We start from the raw sequence: 21,016 nt of genomic DNA, 5'->3' as shown, positions 1-21,016 counted from the left end.
TTTAATAAATGAGTTTGTAAACGCTATCATATTAAATAGGAAGAAAGAGGAGGGTATGGGATGCTTTCCATGCTTGAGGATTACCGGAATCAAGTACTTGAGACGTTGTTTGGAAATGTGGAACATTGTATTGTCGTTGTCGATCGGGAGGGCTGTATTTCTTACATGAATGAAAGTTACTGTCGCTTCATTGATGTGGATCAAACAACGGTGAAAGGAAAACATGTGACGGACGTTATTGAAAATACACGCATGCATATCGTTGCGGACACGGGAGAAGAGGAAATGGCCGACCTCCAGCAAATCCGAGGCGATTATATGATTGCCCATCGTATCCCACTCTGGGAAAACGGTGAGGTGATTGGTGCGCTGGGTATGGTTCTTTTCCGTGACACGGATGAATGGAAAATTATGAACACCCATATCAAGGACCTGCTTCTTGAGCTTGAAACCTACCGTAATCAAATGCAGCAGCAAAACGGGGCAAAGTACTCCCTGCATGACATCATTACGAGCTCCCCGGACGTTCTTCAGTTAAAGGAAAAAATACGCAAAACGGCGCATAGCGATGTTTCTGTTCTTTTGCGCGGCGAGAGCGGCACAGGGAAAGAGTTGTTCGCTCACAGCATCCATCACCTCAGTGAGCGGAGCACAAAGCCTTTTGTGAAGGTGAACTGTGCAGCCATCCCTGAGGATCTCATCGAAGCCGAGCTGTTTGGCTATCAGGATGGGGCGTTTACGGGTGCGAAAAAAGGCGGGAAGCCTGGGAAATTCCAGCTCGCCCATGGCGGTACGCTTTTTCTTGATGAAATCGGAGACATGCCTCTAAGAGCGCAGGTGAAAATCTTGCGCGCTCTCCAGGAAGGGGAAATCGAAGCGGTCGGCGCGGTTCACCCGCAAGAAGTGGATGTACGAATTATCGCCGCGACCAACCAGTCGCTGGAGGAAATGATTCAGGACCAGCGTTTCCGTGAGGACCTCTTTTACCGAATCAATGTCGTCCAGATTGATATTCCTCCTCTCCGGACAAGACGCGGGGATATCAAAATCCTTTCCAAATATTTATTGCAAAAGGTGTCCGACCGTACGGGGAAACGTGTGGAGGAGTTTTCGAAAGCGGTCGAGGACGTCTTTTACAAATACCACTGGCCGGGCAATGTCCGTGAGCTTGAAAACGTTATTGAGTCAGCGGTGCATATGACCGACGGGGAAACGGTTCAATATGAGGACCTTCCTGCACATCTTCAAAAGGAATCCGCCCCTGTTCCGGAGGCGGAAACGCTGAAACAAATCGTCGAGCAGACCGAAAAACAAGCCATTCAAAAAGTGTTGAAAGAGGCGGATGGTGATAAAAGTTTGGCTGCGAAGCGGCTCGGCATCGGAAAATCCTCTCTTTATGACAAAGTAAAAAAATACAACCTCTAACCATTCCAAAATTCAGGAATCTATTCCGGAATTCTGGAATGGTTCTTTTTATACGGTTATGTAAGGGTTTTCATTAACTGCTTGCGCCAAATTCCAGAAATCCGTAAAAAACATTTCACAAAAGATTCAAAATCCTTGATGCAGCAATACCGTTAAGTTGGCATGAAACTTGCATGTAAAAGGGTGAAGGGAGTGTGAAGACTCATGAAACAAATTTATTCATCATTTCATGAAGCTGTGAAAGATATAAAGGATCATTCAACAATTATGGTAGGAGGATTCGGGCTTGTCGGAATTCCGGAGAACTTGATTCTCGCCCTCGTCGAATCGAACGTGAAGCATTTGACCGTCATCTCTAATAACTGCGGGGTCGACGATTGGGGTCTTGGACTACTTTTGAAAAATAAACAGATCGATAAAATGATTGGCTCGTACGTCGGGGAAAACAAGGAATTTGAACGCCAGGTACTCGCGGGTGAGCTTGAAGTCGAACTTACGCCTCAAGGAACGTTAGCGGAGAAAATCCGTGCAGGTGGAGCTGGTATCCCGGCCTTTTACACACCAGCAGGAGTCGGTACGCCGATCGCGGAAGGCAAAGAGGTACGCACTTTCAATGGTAAGGAATACCTTTTACAAGAAGGGTTGACGGCAGACTTCAGTCTTGTCCGAGCATTTAGAGGGGACCGTCACGGAAATCTCGTCTACAACAAAACGGCCCGCAATTTCAACCCGATGATGGCAGCTGCTGGTGCAGTAACGATTGCAGAAGTCGAGGAACTCGTTGAACCGGGTGAACTCGAAGCAGACGCCATTCATACACCGGGTATTTACGTGCAAGGGCTCATCGAAGGGCAGCAGGAGAAGCGCATTGAACGTTATACGGTAAGAAAAGAAGCATAAATAGGAGGTAGATGAACAATGGCAGTACAAAAAGACAAAGCGGCAATCCGTGAAATGATTGCCCGACGAGCTGAACAGGAAATTGAAAGCGGTTACTATGTGAACCTCGGAATCGGTATGCCGACAATGGTGGCGAACTACATCCATCCGGAAAAAGAAGTCGTGCTTCAGTCTGAAAACGGTCTTCTTGGCATCGGCCGCTCGCCTTATGAGCATGAAGTCGATCCTGACTTGATTAATGCCGGTAAAGAAACGGTAACGGCGTCTGTTGGTGCCGCTTACTGTGACAGTTCGGAATCGTTTGCCATGATCCGTGGCGAGCACCTCGACTTAGCGATTTTAGGCGGTATGGAAGTGGCAGAAAACGGCGATCTTGCCAACTGGATGATTCCAGGAAAAATGATTAAAGGCATGGGTGGTGCGATGGACATCGTACACGGATCGAAAAAGGTCGTCATTATCATGGATCACGTCAACAAACATGGCGATCCGAAGATTTTGAAGGAATGTAAACTGCCGCTGACAGGAAAAGGCGTTGTCGACCGCATCATCACGGACCGTGCGGTTATGGACGTGACGGACGAAGGTCTGAAGCTCGTCGAAATCGCAGAAGGATGGACTGTGGACGAAATCAAAACACAGACAGAAGCAGAACTGATCATCAGTGACGAACTTTTAAAAATGCCATCCAGCAAATAAGGAGGAACATCCATGGTTGAAAATAATGTGGTATTCATTACAGGTGCAGCGAGTGGGATCGGCTACGAAATTGGAACCGAATTCGCCCGCAACGGCGCGAAAGTAGCGCTCAGTGATATTAACGAGGAAAAAGTGAAAGAAGCAGCAGATCGCTTGAATCAAGAAGGTCTGCAGGCAATCGGACTCGTCTGTGACGTGACGAAAGAAGAACAGATTCAGAGTGCGATCGACAAAACTGTAGAAAAATTCGGCCGTCTCGATGTACTCGTTAACAATGCCGGTTTGCAGCACGTCGCATCCATTGAAGATTTTCCAACAGAGAAATTCGAACTAATTACGAAAATCATGCTGGTTGCCCCCTTCATGGCAACGAAACACGCTTTCCCAATCATGAAAAAACAAGGCTTCGGACGCATCATCAACATGGCGTCCATCAACGGCTTGATCGGCTTCGCTGGCAAGGCCGCCTACAATAGTGCGAAACATGGAGTTATCGGGCTTACGAAAGTGACGGCTCTTGAAGGTGCGGAAGACGGAATCACCGTCAATGCGGTCTGCCCAGGTTACGTTGACACGCCACTCGTAAGGAATCAGCTTGAGGATCTGGCTAAAAACCGTGGCGTTTCTTTAGAAAAAGCGCTGGAAGAAGTCATCTACCCACTTGTTCCACAAAAACGTCTTTTGTCCGTTCAGGAAGTTGCTGATTACACGTTGTTCCTTGCAAGCAACAAAGCCAAAGGGGTAACCGGTCAGGCAGTCGTCATTGATGGCGGTTATACGACTCAATAAACGAAAGGGGATTTTTACATGAAACCAGTGTATATCATAGAAGGGGCACGCACTCCGTTCGGTACGTTTGGCGGGGCCTTGAAAGACGTCGATCCGACCGATTTAGGAGTAACGGCAAGCAAAGAAGCACTGAAACGAAGCGGCATTTCTGCAGAACATATTGACCTCACCATCATGGGGAATGTCATCCATTCTTCACAAAACGCACCTTACTTAGCCCGCCACATTTCCTTGAAAACAGGCGTGCCACATACAAGTCCGGCTCTTGCGGTCAACCGTTTGTGTGGCTCTGGTATGCAATCTGTCATATCGGCTGCCCAGTCCATTCAACTTGGCGAGGGAGAAACAGCATTAGCCGGTGGTGTGGAAAGCATGAGTCTTGCACCGCATGCCATGCGAGGCAGCCGTTTTGGCACCAAGCTTGGTACACCGAAAATCGATGACATGCTCTGGGCTGCTCTGACGGATGAATATATCGGAGCTGGCATGGGTGTCACTGGTGAAAATCTTGCGGAGAAATATGAAATTACAAGAGAACAGCAGGATGAATATGCAACTCGCAGCCATAAGCTCGCAGCAGAGGCCCGTACATCTGGAAAATTCGCAGAAGAGATTGTACCAGTCGAAATCAAGACACGTAAAGGAACGCAAGTGGTCGATCAAGATGAGCACATTCGTGAAGATACCAACCCTGAATCCTTATCCAAGCTGAAGCCAGCCTTCAAAAAGGACGGCACGGTGACAGGCGGGAATGCAAGTGGAATCAATGACGGTGCAGGTGCGGTCGTTTTAGCAAGCGAAAATTATGTGAGTGACCACAATGTTCAACCGATCGCTAAGATCCTTTCTTGGTCTGTTGCCGGCGTGGAGCCTGAATACATGGGCATCGGTCCTGCCCCAGCGATTCGTCAGGCATTGGAAAAAGCAGAGCTCTCGCTTGATGATATGGACCTCATCGAAGTGAACGAAGCGTTCGCATCTCAATATCTTGCCGTTGAAAAAGAACTCGGCCTCGACCGTGACAAAGTGAATGTCAACGGTGGAGCCATCGCCCTCGGTCATCCGATCGGTGTAAGCGGCACACGTGTCCTGTACACGATGATTAAGGAGCTCAAGCGCAGAGGTGGACGTTACGGCGTCGCATCGTTATGCATCGGCGGCGGTCAAGGCATCGCCATGGTCGTCGAGACTCAATAAACATAAGGAGGAAAAACCATGTTCGGAATTTTTCTCGGGCTTGTCGTATTGATGGCCCTTGCCTACTTAGGCTGGTCCATCATCTGGGTGGCGCCCATCGCAGCTGGTGTCGTCGCCCTCACCGGCGGTCTCGATCTACTCGAAGCTTATAAAGATACATACATGGGCGGATTTGTCGCCTTCGCGAAAGACTGGTTCCCTGTCTTCATGCTCGGAGCCATTTTCGGAAAACTGATGGAAAACACAGGGATGGCCCGTTCTGTCGCGGTCGCTTTCACAAAATTGATTGGTACTCAGCGCGCGATTTTAGGGGTGCTCGTATCCGCCGCTGTTCTGACGTACGGCGGAGTCAGCCTGTTCGTCGTCGTTTTTGCTGTTTATCCATTGGCCCTATCCCTGTTCCGTGAAGCGAACATCAGCCGAAAGCTGATTCCTGCAACAGTCGCATTAGGTGCCTTTACGTTTACGATGACGGCCCTTCCAGGTTCACCGCAAATCCAGAACCTGATCCCGATGGAATACTTCCAAACGGACGCCATGGCAGCACCTGTCATGGGAATCATTGCAGCCATTATCATGGGTGGCGGAGGCTATTTTTACCTGAGATGGCGTGAGAAGAAACTCGTCGCTCAAGGAGAGGTCTTCACCGAACCGAAAGAAAAGAAAGAAATCGAACAACCGGATACAACGCCGAACTTTTTCTTGTCCCTTCTGCCATTATTAACGGTTCTTCTTACATTGAATCTATTAAACTGGGACGTTGTTACCGCTCTGATTTCAGGAATAGTGCTCATTATGCTTCTGAACGTCACGATGTTCAAAAAGTTCATCCCATCCATGAACAGTGGAGCTGCCGGTTCAGTTATCGCGATCATCAACACGAGTGCCGCGGTCGGATTTGGTACAGTCGTACGTGAAGTGCCCGGCTTCGCCAACCTGACACAATTGCTGATGGGCATCAAAGGAAATCCATTGATCTCAGAAGCGATCGCCGTTAACGTACTCGCTGGTGCAACCGGTTCCGCATCCGGTGGTATGGGAATCGCGCTTGAAGCGCTAGGATCCAAGTACTACGAAATCGCCATGAACACAGGCATCAGTCCGGAAGCTTTCCACCGTGTCGCTTCCCTATCCTCAGGCGGTCTCGATGCACTTCCGCACAACGGAGCGGTCCTGACATTGTTTGCGATTACAGGTATGACGCACAAAGACAGCTATAAAGATATCTTTGTCGTAGCCGTCCTAATTCCAGTAATCTCTGTAGCATTCGTAATTTTGTTGAATACGATCGGCATCCTATAAGAGTTGAATAGCCTTTATTTAACAGACCAGGTCATCCATATATTGGATGACCTGGTCTGTTTGTTATAAAAAAGGAATCCCGTAAAAACCGGATTCCTTTGTGGTACGATCTATTTCTTTCTGTTAAACGTCTTATCTTTAATCGATTTAAACGCTTTTGAAGAATTGTCCACGGTCTTTCCAATGACATCTGAGCCTTTCTCGGAGGCTTTCTTAACGATATTGCCGGAAGAATCCACTGTTTTCCCAATCAGCCCGCCTTCACCCGTAATCGACTTAATGATCTTTCCAGAAGTATCGACCGTATTATGAATGAAGTCATTGGCCTCTTTGGACACACCTTTTACAAACCCATCCTCGTTCTTGTTTGCCTCATTTTCCTTAGAGCAGTTGTTCTTATCAAAATCGCTCATGCTGTCATCTCCTCTTTAGGAATTCAATCACCTTTCATATCTATGTGTAAGAAGGGGGCTTATGATTAATTTCCATATTATGTATGACCTGGTACGCCTAATTATGGAAATCCACTTCGTGGTACACTAGAGACAAATGATTTGTTACGGAGGAGTACAGCATGAAGATTACAATTGTAACTGTTGGAAAGTTGAAGGAAAAGTATTTGAAGCAGGGGATTGCGGAATACGTGAAAAGGCTTGGTCCTTATGCGAAAGTAGATGTCGTCGAGGTCCCAGACGAAAAAGCACCGGAAAATTTGAGTGAAGCGCAAATGGTGGAGGTGAAGCAGAAGGAAGGAGAGCGAATCCTTTCGAAGGTCTCTCAGGATACATACGTTATCACACTCGAAATTGAAGGAAAGCAGCTGACGTCTGAGAAGCTTGCGAAAAAAATCGATGAGCTTGCGACTTACGGCAAGAGTAAAGTGGCGTTTGTCATCGGAGGTTCGCTAGGTTTGAGTGATGAAGTGCTGGAGCGGAGTGATTTTGGCTTGTCTTTTTCGAATATGACTTTTCCTCACCAGTTGATGCGGTTGATGTTGGTGGAGCAGGTCTACCGGGCGTTCAAAATCATAAGAAATGAGCCCTATCATAAATAATGCACATTCGGATAGTGCCATTCGTAGTCTTAGAAAATCCAACCACGAATGAAATGCTTTTGTTGTAAGGAAGGAAGAGTTTTATGGAGGTTGTAGCATTTATTATCATTATCCTAATCGCTTCTGTACTTCAAACGAGTACAGGGTTTGGATTTTCCATCATGGCTACTCCATTTCTCCTTTTGCTATTTGAACCGGCTGAGGCAATACAAATAAATTTAATTTTATCTTTAGTGATCTCAAGTGCTTTAATCATGAAAATTAAAAAGGATATTGATTTAGGAATCCTTAAAAGGTTCGTGACTGGTAGTGTAATAGGACTGGCCATAGGGATTGCAGTTTTTTTACACATGGATATGAATCGGTTGAAAATGGGAGTAGCCCTTATGATTATTGCACTAACAATTATGCTGATTCTTAAGTTTCGGATGAACCAAAGTAAGGAGAGAGACTTGCTTATAGGCGGGATTTCCGGTTCGCTTACCACGAGTATAGGTGTGCCTGGACCTCCGATATTGTTATATTTTTCAGGGACAGATACTCCTAAAGAGATAGTAAGAGGGACTACATTGGCCTTTTATCTATTTATATATTTTGTCAGCTTAATTATCCAAGTGGTTTTTGCTGGGACCAGTAAGACGACCTGGGTATCGAGTTTATGGGCGTTACCCTTGGTATTTTTGGGGTTGTATTTAGGCGGGAAATTATTTAAATGGATCGATCCAAAGGTCTTTCGCCTATTTACATATATTATTCTATTATTTACAGGGATATATTTGCTGATTGAGAGTGTAGGGAGTTTGTAAATAAAAGATGATCTATTAATTGTCCCTACAAAATTGAAAAAACATTCTAAAAGATATGTCCTTTTTGTATAACAGGGGTTGTAAAACGCTTTCATTATGTGTAAACTAAACTCAAGTCAAAATCCGAAACGTTTCGGAAAGAATTTTAGGAGACAAATATGGCTACGATAAAAGACATTGCAAAACTAGCAGGAGTATCCGTTACTACCGTTTCAAGAGCATTAAATGGGTATTCGGATGTTAATGCAGATACTAGGAAACGGATTGAACAAATCGCTAAAGAAATTGAATACAGCCCGAATGCCTTGGCAAGAAGTCTCGTGATGAAACATACGAAAACGATTGGACTCTTAGTTTCGGGATTATCAAGAGATGGTGCAAAAGATAATATCGTTTTTGATGTGTTAACTGGAATCAATGAATATTGTGGATCGATGGGGTATGACTTGGTTTTATTCAATACCACGACATCGAAGCAGAAGGAAAAAACATATGCCCAATTGTGTCGTGAACGGCGAGTGGATGGGGTTATTGTACAAGGAATTAAGAAAGATGACCCTTACTTAATTGAAATCTTTGATAGTAACATTCCTTGTGTTTTGATTGATGTACCCGTGGAAAATGAACATACAGGTTATGTCTCTACGGACAACGTGGACGGTTCTATGAAAGCGATCCGCCATTTAGCTGAATTAGGACACTCCAACATTGCTATGATCAATGGTCATGATCAGGCTTATGTAAGTAAAGAAAGAAGAAAAGGGTTCGAACTTGGCATGGTGGAAGAAGGCTTGGACATCCACCCGGAATGGATAGTGAATGGTGAGTTCACGGAGTTAAAAGCAGAAGAGGCAGCCTATCAACTTCTGAAAAACAACCCTGAAATTACCGCAATCTTTTGTGCTAGTGATTTAATGGCTTTAGGTGTCATGAGAGCAGCATTTGATCTTGGTAAGAAAATTCCTGGTGACTTATCCATTGTCGGCTATGACGATATTACTTTGGCTTCTTATGTAACACCAGCTTTAACAACAATCGCTCAGGATACTTTCCGTATGGGTTATGAAGCAGCTGATTTGCTTTTGAAGATTCTCCACCAGACAGATGAGAAAAGAGTTCAGTTGATTGATAATGAACTAAAAGTTAGAAAAACAACAACAAGATGTAATTAATATATTTTTTTGAGAAATTCCGAAACGTTTCGGATATATTTTTTATCTTAAATCCAAAACGTTTCGGTTAGGAGGATGAGAAGATGGAATATCGTGTTTTGAAGGACAATGAATTATTTTTGTTAACGGATAAGAAGGGAGACATCCCACTAAATCATAAGTATGGACTGGGGCTGTACAAGAAAGATACCCGTTTTCTCAGTGAAATGAAGATAACGATTAATGGAGAAGAGCCCATTCTCTTAAAATCAGAACCAGGTGAAACCTACGAGTCTTCAATGTTACTTACAAATCCTCACATAGAAAAAGACGGGGAAGTGGAGTTATGGCGAGAATCCATAGAAATAAAGAGACATCGTTTCATTTATAGTGATGTTCTATATGACAGGGTCACCTTAAGGAACTATAATCCGAAAAAGGTGAAGTTCACGGTTGAGCTTTCACTCGATGTCGATTTCTCTGACATGTTTATCGTTCGAGGTTTTCAAAACGGAACGACCGGCAAGAAATTAGGAGTGTCCCAAACCGCTAACGATTTAGTTTTTTCATACGTTGGAGCGGATGACATAAAGAGAAATACTAGAGTTGCCTGGGATGAACAAGAGAATGCAAATGTGAACGACCAAACGATTCAAGTACCGATTGAGTTGGATCACGGCGAGGTGAAAGAACTTACTTTATATATCATTCCTACATTGGCAGGAGAGAAGATAGAAGTGCACGATTGGTCCCTGGCTTATAAGGGTTTGAAAGAGAATTATAAAACTTGGAATGAAAGCGTTACCAATATATCAACAGAATATAAACCACTGCAAAACCTGGTGGACAGAGGAATACAGGATTTGCAGGCATTATCGACCGATGTAGGTCATGGGCCTTTCTTTGTAGCTGGTTTGCCGTGGTTCGGTGTTCCTTTTGGGAGAGATAGTTTAATTGCAGCATTACAAATGCTTCCGTTCCAACCGGATATCGTACGCGGGACGCTTAGGACGATGGCTCACTATCAAGGTACAAAGAAAGATTCCTGGAGAGATGAAGAACCAGGGAAAATTATGCATGAAGTACGTTATGGTGAGCTTGCAAATACGAACCAAGTTCCATTTACTCCTTATTATGGATCTATCGATTCGACGCCACTGTTCCTCATTTTAGTTACCGAATATGTACATTGGTACAAGGACATGCAGCTTTTTGAAGAATTAGAAAAAACCATTGAAGCAGCCCTTGATTGGATCGATTTATATGGGGACAGGGATGGAGATGGTTTTGTAGAGTACCACCAGGAATCATCGAAAGGAATTGCTAACCAAGGTTGGAAAGATTCCGCTGATTCGGTTGTTCATAGAAATGGAGACTTTGGAGAATCCCCAATTGCTCTTGCAGAGGTACAAGGGTATGTGTATCAAGCAAAAGCCGGCTTGGCTCAAATCTATGAAGCGAATGGTCAAGAAGAAAAAGCAAAAACATTGTGGAAACAAGCGGAATCACTTAAGAAAAAATTTGAAAGTGCTTTCTGGATGGAAGATAAAGAGTTCTATGCCATTGCTTTAGATAAAAATAAAGAGCGAGTGGGGACGCTTACCTCTAATCCCGGACATGTTTTATTTTCCGGTATGTTAATGGAAGAAAGAGCACAAAAAGTGATGGATATGCTCGTTTCCCCTGCTATGTTCTCTGGATATGGCATTCGTACGATGGGAGAGGGAGAAGCGGCCTACAACCCGATCAGCTATCATGACGGAAGTGTCTGGCCTCATGATAACAGTATGATTTTACTAGGAATGGGGCTGTTGAAAGGTGATGAACAAGCGAACAAGGTTATCTCAGGCATGATTGAAGCTTCTCAATCATTCGAAAATCATAGACTCCCTGAACTGTTTTGTGGATACAGCAGAGAAGAAGGCAAGCCGGTCCCTTATCCAGTAGCATGTTCTCCGCAAGCATGGGCGGCTGGCACACCACTTACTTTTGTTAGAACGATGCTTGGTTTGTATCCAAATATAGAAAATAACCAATTAGCTATTCATCCAAAATTACTGCCTGAAATGAGTGAACTGAGCTTGGAAAATCTTCCTCTTGGGGATGGATATCTATCTTTGAAAGTGAAACGAGATTCCAGTGGGCATCAAGTAGACATTCATAAGAATACAACGGGTTTCCTTATTCAAAAAGCAGAACATGTGAGTGTTAATGTTTAAAAAAACGGAGGGATTGATGGGTATGAAAATCAATAAAATGTTGGCGGCTGTAGGGGTTTCAGGCATGCTGTTAGGAACAGCTCTCGTAGGATGCAGCAGTGACTCTTCGGGTGGAGGAGAAAATGAGGATGGGAAGACGGTTGTTGAACTAGCTGGTTGGGGATCTAGTCCTGAAGAAGAAAAATTATTGAAAGAAACCATCGCCTCTTTTGAAGAAAAACACCCTGATATTGAAGTGAAGCACGAAGTGATTGCTGATCAATATATGGACGTTACAAAAACCCGTTTGGTAGGTGGGGAGGCCGCTGATGTCTTTTATCTAGATGCATTAGAGGCTCCTTCACTCATTGATACTGGAGTTCTAGAGCCTTTAGATGAATACGTGACTGAGGATTTCGACGTAGAGGACTTTGAAGAGCCGCTTCTGAATGCGTTCAAGATAGATGGAACTCAATACGGTTTTCCAAAGGATTTCTCAACATTGTCTTTATTTTATAATGAGTCAGCCTTTGAAGAGGCTGGTCTCGAAGGTCCTCCAGAAACATGGGAAGAACTTGGAGAGTATGCACAAAAGTTAACGGTGGATGAAGACGGAGATGGGCAGCCAGAGCGATTCGGTCTTGGTTTGTCTAAAGAACTTGCACGACAATTTTATAAGTTCCAACCTTATGGTGGACAAGTTGTCGATGACAATGGGAAAGCAGCTTTCGCAAGTGAAGAGGCCATTGCTTCACTAAAACCTGTCATTGAAATGTACCAAGAGGATCAGAGCGCTGGATTACCCTCTGATGTAGGTACAGATTGGGGTGGAGATATGTTTGGTCAAGGAAAGGCTGCTATGGTTATTGAAGGGAACTGGACCATCCCGTTCTTAGAAGATAACTTCAGTGACTTAAACTTTACAACAGCGGAACTACCAACCATCAATGGAGAGAAAGCAACCGCTGCTTTCACTGTTGCTTACGTAATGAACAAACAATCCGAGGTGAAAGAAGCATCGTGGGAGTTGATTTCTTACCTCACAGGTAAAGAAGGTATGGAAACATGGACAAGCAAAGGATTCGCACTGCCAACGCGTAAATCTGTAGCGGAAGAGCTTGGGTATGATGAAGATCCTCTTCGCCAGTCATTTGTAGAAGGAGCATCTTACGCACAACCATGGCAAGCAGGTAAAAACCTACCGACCATTATGACAAACTTTGATAACCAATTCATTAGTGCACTTCTTGGCGAACAAACGTTAGAGGAAGCGTTGCAAAAAGCTCAAGAGACGGCCAATAAAGAAATTGAGTCTTCCAATTAAAGGATAAGAGGGGACCACTTGAGTCCCCTCTTACATTTATATCAGGAAAGAGGTGTCAACATGGATCCGGTGAAAAAAGAGGATCGTTCTCAAGTTTTTCAGAAAAGAGGTTCCAAACAAAAGAAACAACCAAAAAAGCCGAAGAAAATGATGACGAAGACATTTAAAGAAGGGTTTTCGGGATACTTGTTTATGAGCCCTACGATCTTCACGATTGGAATTTTTGTTGTCATTCCTATTTTATATGCTTTGTACTTATCCTTTAATGATGTTCAATTGCTGGGAGGCATAGGGTACGAATTCATTGGACTCGATAATTATACAAGGTCGTTTGATGATGGACGGGCCATGATCGCTCTAAAAAATACTGCTGAATACGTTTTGATTGTAGTACCCGTCCAAACCTGTTTAGCCTTACTATTAGCTGCTGCTTTAAATTCTAATATCCGTGGGAAAAACGCATTCCGAATTATTTTCTTTTTACCGACGGTAACATCATCCGCTGTTCTTACAATCATTTTCATGTGGATGTATAATCCTGACGGGCTTATCAATACCTTTTTGGCTTTTTTACAATTGCCTACGTATAATTGGCTGGCCGATCCGAGCATTGCCCTGAAATCTATTATGATTATGAATATCTGGGCCACGGCTCCATTCTTTATGGTCATTTATTTAGCGGCGATGCAGGATATCTCTGATTCTGTTTATGAAGCAGCGACCATCGACGGAGCAAACTGGTGGCAAAAGTTTATCTACATCACAATCCCAATATTGAAGCCTGTAACTTTCTTTGTCGTTGTCATGGGGGTCATAGGTACATTCCAGTTATTTGACCAATCCTACATCTTCTCTGGAGGATCAGGTGGACCAAATAACTCGACACTGACCATCGTGTTACTTATTTATCAATATGCCTTCAAATCATTAGATATGGGCTATGCATCAGCATTGGCAGTTATTCTGGCAATCATCATCATGGTAGTTACATTGATTCAGAAGAAATTCTTTGGTGAAGAGAAGCTTCATGACTAAGGGGGTTCAGAGATGAAGAAAAGACTATTTTCCAAGCCTTTCATTTACACAATCTTAATTCTATACGCGGTCATCACATTCATTCCATTTTTGTGGGCTATTCTTTCTTCCTTCAAATCGCTGGAAGAAATCGTATCAGGAATTACATTTTTACCAGAAACATTCACTTTTGATAACTACATTCAAATCTTTTCCCAAGAGCCCTTATTTCTAAGGTGGATGTTCAATTCCATTTTTATCACAGCTTGTATGGTTTTCTTGAACATTATTTTTAACTCCATGGCCGGATACGCATTGGCAAGAATTAAATTTGCAGGCCGTAAGTTTTGGTTTTTCCTAATCCTTGTGGTTCTCATGATTCCATTCCAAGTAACCTTGATTCCTAGTTACCTAATTTTAAAGATGTTCGGATGGTTAAACACCTACCAAGGATTGATCATCCCAGGTATGGTTAATGCAACGTTCATATTCATGATGAGGCAGTTCTTTTTGAACTTCCCGAAAGAGCTCGAGGAAGCGGCTCAAATGGATGGACTTAGCCGGATCGGTACGTTTTTCAAAATTGTTATGCCATTAGCAAAACCCGCACTCGCTGCGCAGGCTGTCTTTATTTTTATGTCTTCTTGGAATGACTTTATGAGACCGCTAATCATCATGTCAGATGAAGAGATGTTTACGCTGACTTTAGGGTTGAATACATTTAAAGGACAATACATCAGTTTCTGGAATTTAATTATGGCAGCATCGACTCTTATGACGATTCCGTCCTTACTGATTTATGCCTTCTTTAACCGTTACTTTATTAAAGGTGTCACGTTTACAGGTGGTAAATAACTCAAAAGTCTTTTAAACCTCATCACTCGGAGAATCTTCACATGGTGAAAGTGGGAGTATCGTTTCTAAAAACCATTGCTCCTCACTATCGCAACAGAAAAAGTGCCTGCTCGTCATTAAGCGAACAGGCACTTTTTTTATTGATAATTCACTATCGCAGGACTAGGATCGAGTTTCACAACTTCTTCCGGTGTCATCACCGGCTGATCCTTATCATAGAAAACTTTAAAACCTCCGTACTGGGAAGGATTGTCGCGCACATATTTTTTATACAGCGCCATTTTATCAATCGATGAGCCCCAGCCGTCAAAATTAAGCGCCACTTCCACGTTATCAGTGGGTTGAATAGCATCTTTATTCGTAAGCACATGTTCCGTGAACTGGTGGACAAGAACAAACTTATCGGGCAGGTTATTTTTCTCTGTCAGCTTGGAAAGGTATTCAACGGCTTTTTGAACCTCTTTTCCATCCACCTGGCCGAGGTCTTCTCCTGGTACTTCGCCTTCATCGACTTGAAATTCGGTGTCGATCGCAAGGTGAACGTTCGGATGCTTGAGCCATTTCTCAATGCTTTTCACCTGGTTCATCACCGTATCGGTACCAAGCTGGATATCGAGAAGAACGAGCGCATCGTGTTTCTCCGCGAGGTTTACATACTCCTCGATTTTTTCATCCGGGAGCTTACTCACGTATGTACCCTCAGGTCCCGGAGCGCGTTGGGCCATGGTCGTAATCAGTTCAATGGTTGGAATGGCCGGCCGGGCAGGATCAGCATTCGAGTAGGCCTGGGCCTGCTCTTTGAGCTGTTTCATAAGTTCCTCAGGCTCCATCGTGCCGAGAATGCCCATGTTTTCTGATTGAGGGGTCCCATAATAAGCGACAAGTCTATGATCCTTCAGCGGTCCGTTCGCCTTATCTTCCATCCCTTTGCTGAGTGTCTCACCGACAGGAACGGAACGCTTAGGGTCACCACCGAGCGCTAGCTCCTCATCCGGCATATTCTTAAGTTCTTCTTTGGACAAGCGTTCCTTGAGTGGGACGGCGTCTTCAGATGGTTCTAACGCTTGATAAGGAGGCTCCGGGTCCTTTTTTTGTTCTGGTGCAGTTTCTTTTTTAGGGGCTTCTTCTGCCTCTTCTGAAGTCTGCTCCGCACAGGCTCCAAGCAGAACAATTATTAGGGCTGCAAGCAGCAGTTGTATGAATTTTTTCATGATGTTACACACTTCCTTTTAACAGAAAAGATTGGTTGTTTAGGTACAATATAGAAAAATACTAACATATTGTGCAAGATCCAAAGCTCATGTCATGAGAATGAAAAAGAAATATAAAGAAGTGTCTATGTATGATTTAAAGTTTGTACTTAATGTTAAGATGATTCAGTACATGATGCGCGGGACAATCACTCTTATGGTAAGATCATTTCCTGTTCACTTAACAACTAGGGAGCAGGATTTTTGTATGCTCTTCACATTCCTATATAATGAAGGAAGAAAACTTCCATCTCACAACTAGAAAGAAGGATCACACGTGTCAAAAGCAGTCACTATTATTCTGCAGATCACCGGCTTATACATCATCTACTTACTCGGAACACTTATACAAAATACATTCAACCTATTTATCCCAGGCAGCGTCATCGGCCTGGTAATTCTGTTCGCACTCTTATCATTAAAGATAGTCCCCGAACACTGGTTCAAACAGGGCGTGGGGTTCATGATCAAACATCTGCCGTTCTTTTTCATTCCGGCCACAGTCGGCGTCATGAGCTATGCGTATGTTTTTGAAGGGAAAGGGGTGCTTTTGATTCTCATCGGCTTATTGAGTACGGCTTTAGTGATGGGGATCTCAGGTTTCGTCGCTCAGTGGATGGCGAGAAGGAGGGAGGCTGCTCATGAGTAGTCTTCTTCCGGCTTCGTTCATAATCATTCTGACGATTCTTATCTATCAGGGGGCGTTGTTCATCTATCGCAGGTTTCGCCGCATCTATACGGCCCCGATTATTTTGTCGACCGTGACCATAATCATTCTTTTACTGCTGTTCGGTCTTTCTTATGATACGTATATGCTCGGCGGCAAGTGGATTGATTATTTGCTTGGTCCGGCAGTCGTTGCGCTTGCTTTCCCGCTTTATCAGTACCGTGATCTTCTGAAAAGGATGCTCCTGCCGATTTTGGTAGGGACTTCAGTTGGCGCGTTTATTGGTGTGACCTCTGGACTTTTGCTTAGCAAGTGGGCGGGTTTCAGTGAGTTGATCATCCACTCGATCGTTCCGAAATCAGTGACAACTCCTGTTGCGATGTCAATTGCGGAATCAAGCGGCGGTGTCATGCCGCTTGCAGCTGTTTTTGTCATGATTGCCGGCATTGGTGGAGTGCTGATCCACCCTGTGGTGATGCGCTTTTCCCGCCTCACCCATCCACTCGGAAAAGGGGTCGGCATGGGGAGTGCTTCACATGCGATTGGGACGGCGACATCGATGGAGCGGGATCCGCTTGAAGGTTCTGTCAGTACGATCGCGATGGTGTTGAGTGCAGTCCTCGTGTCGATCCTGGCTCCGGGTTTAACGATATTGTTCATGTGAAAAAGTGTCTGCCTCTATTCTTCTGAGCGCAGACACTTTTTTTATTTTTTTGGCCAGATGAAATGGCTGATTGCAATGAGAAAGTCGACACCGAGGACAAGGGTCCAGAGCTTCAGTGCATTGGAAAGAGCTTCAGTGCGAGATGGATCACCAATGAGAAAAATCAGGCTCACAAGAAAAATGGCCCCAATTAAATAGGCAAGCACATGCTGCAGCCAGCTTTTAAAGTAGTGCTTAGCATGGGGGATGCCGGAAAGCTTATTGGGGCACGGCCCTTCTTTTGTGATGTAATATCGGAAACGAACATCCGCCCATTTAATCATGCTTTTACCGAAGGCGACCGACACACCGATATAGACGGCAGCAATCGCATGGGCGATTGTAGCCTCAGCCCCGTTCCATAGGTGAACACTTGTCGTTACAAGTAAGATCAAATCAATGAGTGGGGTTAAAGCGAGTAACAACAGTCCTGCTCTTTTCTTTTTGAAAATATAACGTGTCACTAGTCCTGCGATGATGACAACCCAAAATCCGATTTCACTTGCGACAATCACCCAGGCGATCAAGTCCAATGGTTTTCCTCCTGCCTTTTTTAAATCGTAATCTAAGTTTTACTACTCAAGAACTTATTTTCTTTCTAAACTCCTTGTTGGTTAACAGGTGAAGCAAAAAGGAGTTAAAGTTCCTTTGCAGTTTTCTAGAATTTAAGACGTTCAAATTGTTGGCCAAGAACACGACCTCTGTCTGATTGCCTTCTTTATCCGTTGTATAGGAAGCATGCGTGAAAACAAATAAAGTCGAGCCTCCTTTCATCCCACCGTGTTCGATCCACTTTCTGTTTGCTGGATGTATGTACAAAGCATAACCTAGGATTTCTTCAATACATCGCTGCATCTTATCATCAAATGTTCCTCTTCGATTGATGACCTGCATGAGGGTCAAATAGTCTTGGGCTGATGCTGCGGGTAATCGGTCAGACCATATCTTTTGGAACTCAACATCCAGCTTCACTTCGTTCATGTATCCTCTCTGTTCGTTTGCAGCTAAATGCTCATGAATTTCCAAAGAACAGTCAATATATTCCTCTCTAGACATGCCCTCAAGTCTCTTTAGAAGATCATTTTTATCCGTAACCTTCTCCTTGGTTTCAATATAGGAAGGGATGTACAAGGAGGAGACAATTGGGAATATGGGTGTATGGCTCTTCATATGAAGAGAAGCTGGTAAAAGATTGATAGCTTCTAAGCCAAGGTAATTCATTAGGAATTCTGTGTTAGCATTGGAGCTGTAGGCAATCATCCCAATCGCGATTTCTTTTAAGGTGTACTGGTCTTTGTCGGAATTGGCACGAACCCATTGTTTGTGAGCACCGCCATCTGTCCCTTCCATATAGAACTTCAAAAGCTCCTCTTTGGGAATCCATGCATTTTCATCAATTATGTTATCGCTCACTTGTCTTGCAAATACAATTGCAATGATGATTTTCATAGTACTTGCTAAAGGTAGAACAGTATGTGGATTAATTGAAATCGTGGGTTCATCGTTGCGTTTGATTATAAGTGAGATGTCATCTTTTTCTCTTCTTTTCTCGGCATAATTGATGACCATATCAAAATTGTTATAAAATATTTTCCATAATACAATGGCGGTTAAGGCAATCGCTACCCCTATTGGGATGAATTGGTCGGTCAAAGGAAAGTCTCCCTTCTATAGTATATTGAGTTCATGCATGTAGCCTTTTATATGTTTACGTTTGCATTTAAGATTTGTTTCATTTTTCCATTTGGGAGGAGTACCATTCTGTCGACTGATTTAGAGGTGAAAATAAAAAGACCCGTCCAAGACGGACTTTAAAAAATTCACTCATACCCTGGATATAAGATGTAAGTAACCAACAGGCTGAGGAAGCCCGGACCTATCCTTGCACTGCTCTCTATGAAAATGGACTTGAAGCCGTATGTGCTGAACACCACGGCCCTTCTTTGAATAAGCTGATGGTGCGATGTTTTTCTTTCCTTGATGGGAAAATACCCTACGGAATCCGTATTCGGAAGGGCTTCCAAATATTTTAATTTTTCGATAATAGTGATACACTGAACATAGATAAAAATAACTGATAATAGGGAGAATGAAAGGGAATGAGCAAAAAATACTCGAAGACAGATGTGATTTTAATTGGTGCAGGGATCATGAGTGCGACATTGGGATCTTTGCTTAAAGAATTGGTGCCGGACTGGAACATTCGCGTGTTTGAAAGGCTTGGTAGTGCAGGGGAAGAAAGTTCGAACGTATGGAACAATGCAGGCACAGGCCATGCAGCCCTTTGTGAGCTGAATTACACGAATGAAAAGCCTGACGGTACGATTGATATGACAAAAGCCATTAAAGTAAATGAACAGTTTCAAGTCTCCAAGCAATTTTGGTCTTATCTCGTGAAAAACAATCGGATCAGTAACCCGAATGACTTTATAATGCCATTACCCCATATGAGTTTCGTTCAGGGAGAGAGAAATGTTGATTTCCTGAGAAAGCGCTTTAATACCATGGTTGCGAACCCGTTGTTCAAGGACATGGAATTTTCTGATGATCCAGATAAACTGGAAGAATGGATTCCGCTAATCATGAAGAACCGAACGATCACAGAACCGATCGCGGCAACGAAGATCGATGCGGGGACGGACGTGAACTTCGGTTCATTGACGCGGAAGATGTTCGAGCACTTGGAAAAAGAAGACCTTGAAATCAACTACAAGCACAGTGTTGAGGATATCAAGCGTGCAGAAGACGGATCGTGGGAAGTGAAAGTACGGGACCTTCAAAACGATAAAATGGAATACCATAAGTCCGACTTCGTCTTCATCGGCGGAGGAGGGGGAAGTCTACACTTGCTTCAAAAAACGGGAATTCCTGAATCGAAGCAGATTGGTGGATTCCCAGTCAGCGGTCTGTTCATGGTATGCAACAACCCGGAAGTGATCGCCGAACACCGCGCGAAAGTGTATGGCAAAGCGAAAGTCGGTGCACCACCGATGTCTGTGCCACACCTGGATACACGTTTCATTGACGGCAAAGAAAGCTTGCTTTTCGGACCATTTGCAGGGTTCTCGCCAAAGTTTTTGAAAACCGGATCGCTGCTTGATTTGATCACCTCCGTCCAAAGAGATAACTTGGCTACAATGGTAGCGGCAGGTGTGAAGAACGCTTCCTTGACGAAATACCTGATCGAGCAGGTCATTCAATCGAAGGAAAAACGTCTGGAAGAACTGCGTGAATTCATCCCTGCGGCCAAAGCAGAGGACTGGGATCTCGTCACCGCAGGTCAACGCGTACAGGTCATTAAGGATACCGAGGGTGGGGGCAAAGGAACGCTTCAATTCGGAACTGAAGTCGTCAGTTCCGCCGATGGCTCCATCGCTGCCTTGCTTGGTGCTTCACCAGGCGCATCGACAGCGGTTTCTGTCATGCTTGACCTGATGGGAAGATGCTTCCCAGAGCAGTTGAAGGAATGGGAACCGAAAATCAAAGAGATGATTCCTTCTTACGGGAAAAAATTAGTTGAAAATCCAGAGTTGATCCGCGAAATTCATGCGACTACAGAAGAGACGCTTGGGCTGACGGAGGAGCAGGAAGAGAGTCCTGTGAATATTTAAATGCAGCGAAAAGTGCCTTTCCCCACACAGGTGGGAGGGCACTTTTTTTATTGTCTTATAGGTTAATGTTT

The 21,016-nt window shown here is 44.1% G+C and carries 20 protein-coding genes; 16 read left to right on the top strand and 4 right to left on the bottom strand.

The annotated features are described in order from the left end of the window. Positions 1–60: 60 nt before the first annotated feature. The 6 genes from BLS23_RS01135 to BLS23_RS01110 all read left to right on the top strand — a co-directional run bounded on the left by BLS23_RS01135 (position 61) and on the right by BLS23_RS01110 (position 6,312). The gene (locus BLS23_RS01135; protein ID WP_208599149.1) at positions 61–1,425 is read left to right on the top strand and encodes a sigma-54 interaction domain-containing protein; all 1,365 of its coding nucleotides are present in this window, start codon (positions 61–63) and stop codon (positions 1,423–1,425) included. Positions 1,426–1,629: 204 nt separating this feature from the next. Continuing rightward, complete coding sequence (locus tag BLS23_RS01130; protein ID WP_089650673.1) at positions 1,630–2,325, top strand: CoA transferase subunit A; 696 nt, start codon at positions 1,630–1,632, stop codon at positions 2,323–2,325. An 18-nt stretch (positions 2,326–2,343) separates the two neighbouring features. After that, a complete protein-coding gene (locus tag BLS23_RS01125) occupies positions 2,344–3,024 on the top strand; it encodes a 3-oxoacid CoA-transferase subunit B (RefSeq protein ID WP_089650672.1) in 681 nt (226 codons plus the stop codon). A gap of 12 nt (positions 3,025–3,036) precedes the next feature. Next, positions 3,037–3,813, top strand: coding sequence for a 3-hydroxybutyrate dehydrogenase (locus tag BLS23_RS01120; RefSeq protein ID WP_089650671.1), 777 nt, complete (start codon positions 3,037–3,039; stop codon positions 3,811–3,813). A gap of 18 nt (positions 3,814–3,831) precedes the next feature. After that, entirely contained in the window at positions 3,832–5,010 is a 1,179-nt protein-coding gene (locus BLS23_RS01115) for a thiolase family protein (RefSeq protein ID WP_089650670.1), read from the top strand. Positions 5,011–5,028: 18 nt separating this feature from the next. Then, positions 5,029–6,312, top strand: coding sequence for a GntP family permease (locus BLS23_RS01110; RefSeq protein WP_089650669.1), 1,284 nt, complete (start codon positions 5,029–5,031; stop codon positions 6,310–6,312). Between the two features lie 110 nt (positions 6,313–6,422). Here the strand turns inward: BLS23_RS01110 and BLS23_RS01105 are convergent, their stop codons facing one another. Then, positions 6,423–6,725 carry a hypothetical protein gene (locus tag BLS23_RS01105; RefSeq protein WP_089650668.1) on the bottom strand — a complete coding sequence of 101 codons (303 nt, stop codon included), beginning with the start codon at positions 6,723–6,725 and terminating at the stop codon, positions 6,423–6,425. A gap of 161 nt (positions 6,726–6,886) precedes the next feature. On the opposite strand from BLS23_RS01105, the gene rlmH reads away from it, so the two are divergent. The 7 genes from rlmH (at position 6,887) to BLS23_RS01070 (ending at position 14,714) form a co-directional block, all read left to right on the top strand. Then, complete coding sequence (gene rlmH / locus BLS23_RS01100; RefSeq protein ID WP_089650667.1) at positions 6,887–7,366, top strand: 23S rRNA (pseudouridine(1915)-N(3))-methyltransferase RlmH; 480 nt, start codon at positions 6,887–6,889, stop codon at positions 7,364–7,366. An 83-nt stretch (positions 7,367–7,449) separates the two neighbouring features. After that, on the top strand, positions 7,450–8,172 hold the full coding sequence (locus tag BLS23_RS01095) for a sulfite exporter TauE/SafE family protein (protein ID WP_089650666.1): 723 nt from the start codon (positions 7,450–7,452) through the stop codon (positions 8,170–8,172). Positions 8,173–8,330: 158 nt separating this feature from the next. Continuing rightward, positions 8,331–9,344 (top strand): LacI family DNA-binding transcriptional regulator, encoded by a 1,014-nt coding sequence (locus BLS23_RS01090; protein ID WP_089650665.1) that lies wholly within the window; start codon positions 8,331–8,333, stop codon positions 9,342–9,344. Between the two features lie 83 nt (positions 9,345–9,427). Then, on the top strand, positions 9,428–11,542 hold the full coding sequence (locus BLS23_RS01085) for an amylo-alpha-1,6-glucosidase (RefSeq protein WP_089650664.1): 2,115 nt from the start codon (positions 9,428–9,430) through the stop codon (positions 11,540–11,542). 22 nt (positions 11,543–11,564) lie between these two features. Beyond that, entirely contained in the window at positions 11,565–12,845 is a 1,281-nt protein-coding gene (locus BLS23_RS01080; protein ID WP_089650793.1) for an ABC transporter substrate-binding protein, read from the top strand. Positions 12,846–12,995: 150 nt separating this feature from the next. Beyond that, a complete protein-coding gene (locus BLS23_RS01075; protein ID WP_208599153.1) occupies positions 12,996–13,880 on the top strand; it encodes a carbohydrate ABC transporter permease in 885 nt (294 codons plus the stop codon). 12 nt (positions 13,881–13,892) lie between these two features. After that, positions 13,893–14,714: a carbohydrate ABC transporter permease gene (locus BLS23_RS01070; RefSeq protein ID WP_089650663.1), complete on the top strand. Its 822-nt coding sequence runs from the start codon at positions 13,893–13,895 to the stop codon at positions 14,712–14,714. Between the two features lie 137 nt (positions 14,715–14,851). Here the strand turns inward: BLS23_RS01070 and BLS23_RS01065 are convergent, their stop codons facing one another. Further along, positions 14,852–15,925, bottom strand: a complete 1,074-nt coding sequence (locus tag BLS23_RS01065) for a hypothetical protein (RefSeq protein WP_089650662.1) — start codon at positions 15,923–15,925, stop codon at positions 14,852–14,854. A 316-nt stretch (positions 15,926–16,241) separates the two neighbouring features. On the opposite strand from BLS23_RS01065, the gene BLS23_RS01060 reads away from it, so the two are divergent. Both BLS23_RS01060 and BLS23_RS01055 read left to right on the top strand, forming a co-directional pair. Further along, positions 16,242–16,613 (top strand): CidA/LrgA family protein, encoded by a 372-nt coding sequence (locus BLS23_RS01060; protein WP_089650661.1) that lies wholly within the window; start codon positions 16,242–16,244, stop codon positions 16,611–16,613. Then, positions 16,606–17,295, top strand: coding sequence for an LrgB family protein (locus BLS23_RS01055; protein ID WP_089650660.1), 690 nt, complete (start codon positions 16,606–16,608; stop codon positions 17,293–17,295). The genes BLS23_RS01060 and BLS23_RS01055 overlap by 8 nt, the downstream gene beginning before the upstream one ends. Positions 17,296–17,336: 41 nt before the next feature. Here the strand turns inward: BLS23_RS01055 and BLS23_RS01050 are convergent, their stop codons facing one another. Both BLS23_RS01050 and BLS23_RS01045 read right to left on the bottom strand, forming a co-directional pair. Continuing rightward, complete coding sequence (locus BLS23_RS01050) at positions 17,337–17,867, bottom strand: hypothetical protein (RefSeq protein ID WP_089650659.1); 531 nt, start codon at positions 17,865–17,867, stop codon at positions 17,337–17,339. A gap of 46 nt (positions 17,868–17,913) precedes the next feature. Further along, positions 17,914–18,987, bottom strand: a complete 1,074-nt coding sequence (locus BLS23_RS01045; protein WP_089650658.1) for a serine hydrolase — start codon at positions 18,985–18,987, stop codon at positions 17,914–17,916. 446 nt (positions 18,988–19,433) lie between these two features. On the opposite strand from BLS23_RS01045, the gene BLS23_RS01040 reads away from it, so the two are divergent. After that, positions 19,434–20,945 (top strand): malate:quinone oxidoreductase, encoded by a 1,512-nt coding sequence (locus tag BLS23_RS01040; protein WP_089650657.1) that lies wholly within the window; start codon positions 19,434–19,436, stop codon positions 20,943–20,945. Positions 20,946–21,016 lie beyond the last annotated feature (71 nt).

Origin of the sequence: Halobacillus aidingensis, assembly GCF_900104185.1 — a bacterium.
Taxonomy (GTDB): domain Bacteria; phylum Bacillota; class Bacilli; order Bacillales; family Halobacillaceae; genus Halobacillus; species Halobacillus aidingensis.
This window is presented reverse-complemented; position numbering and strand designations above follow the sequence as displayed.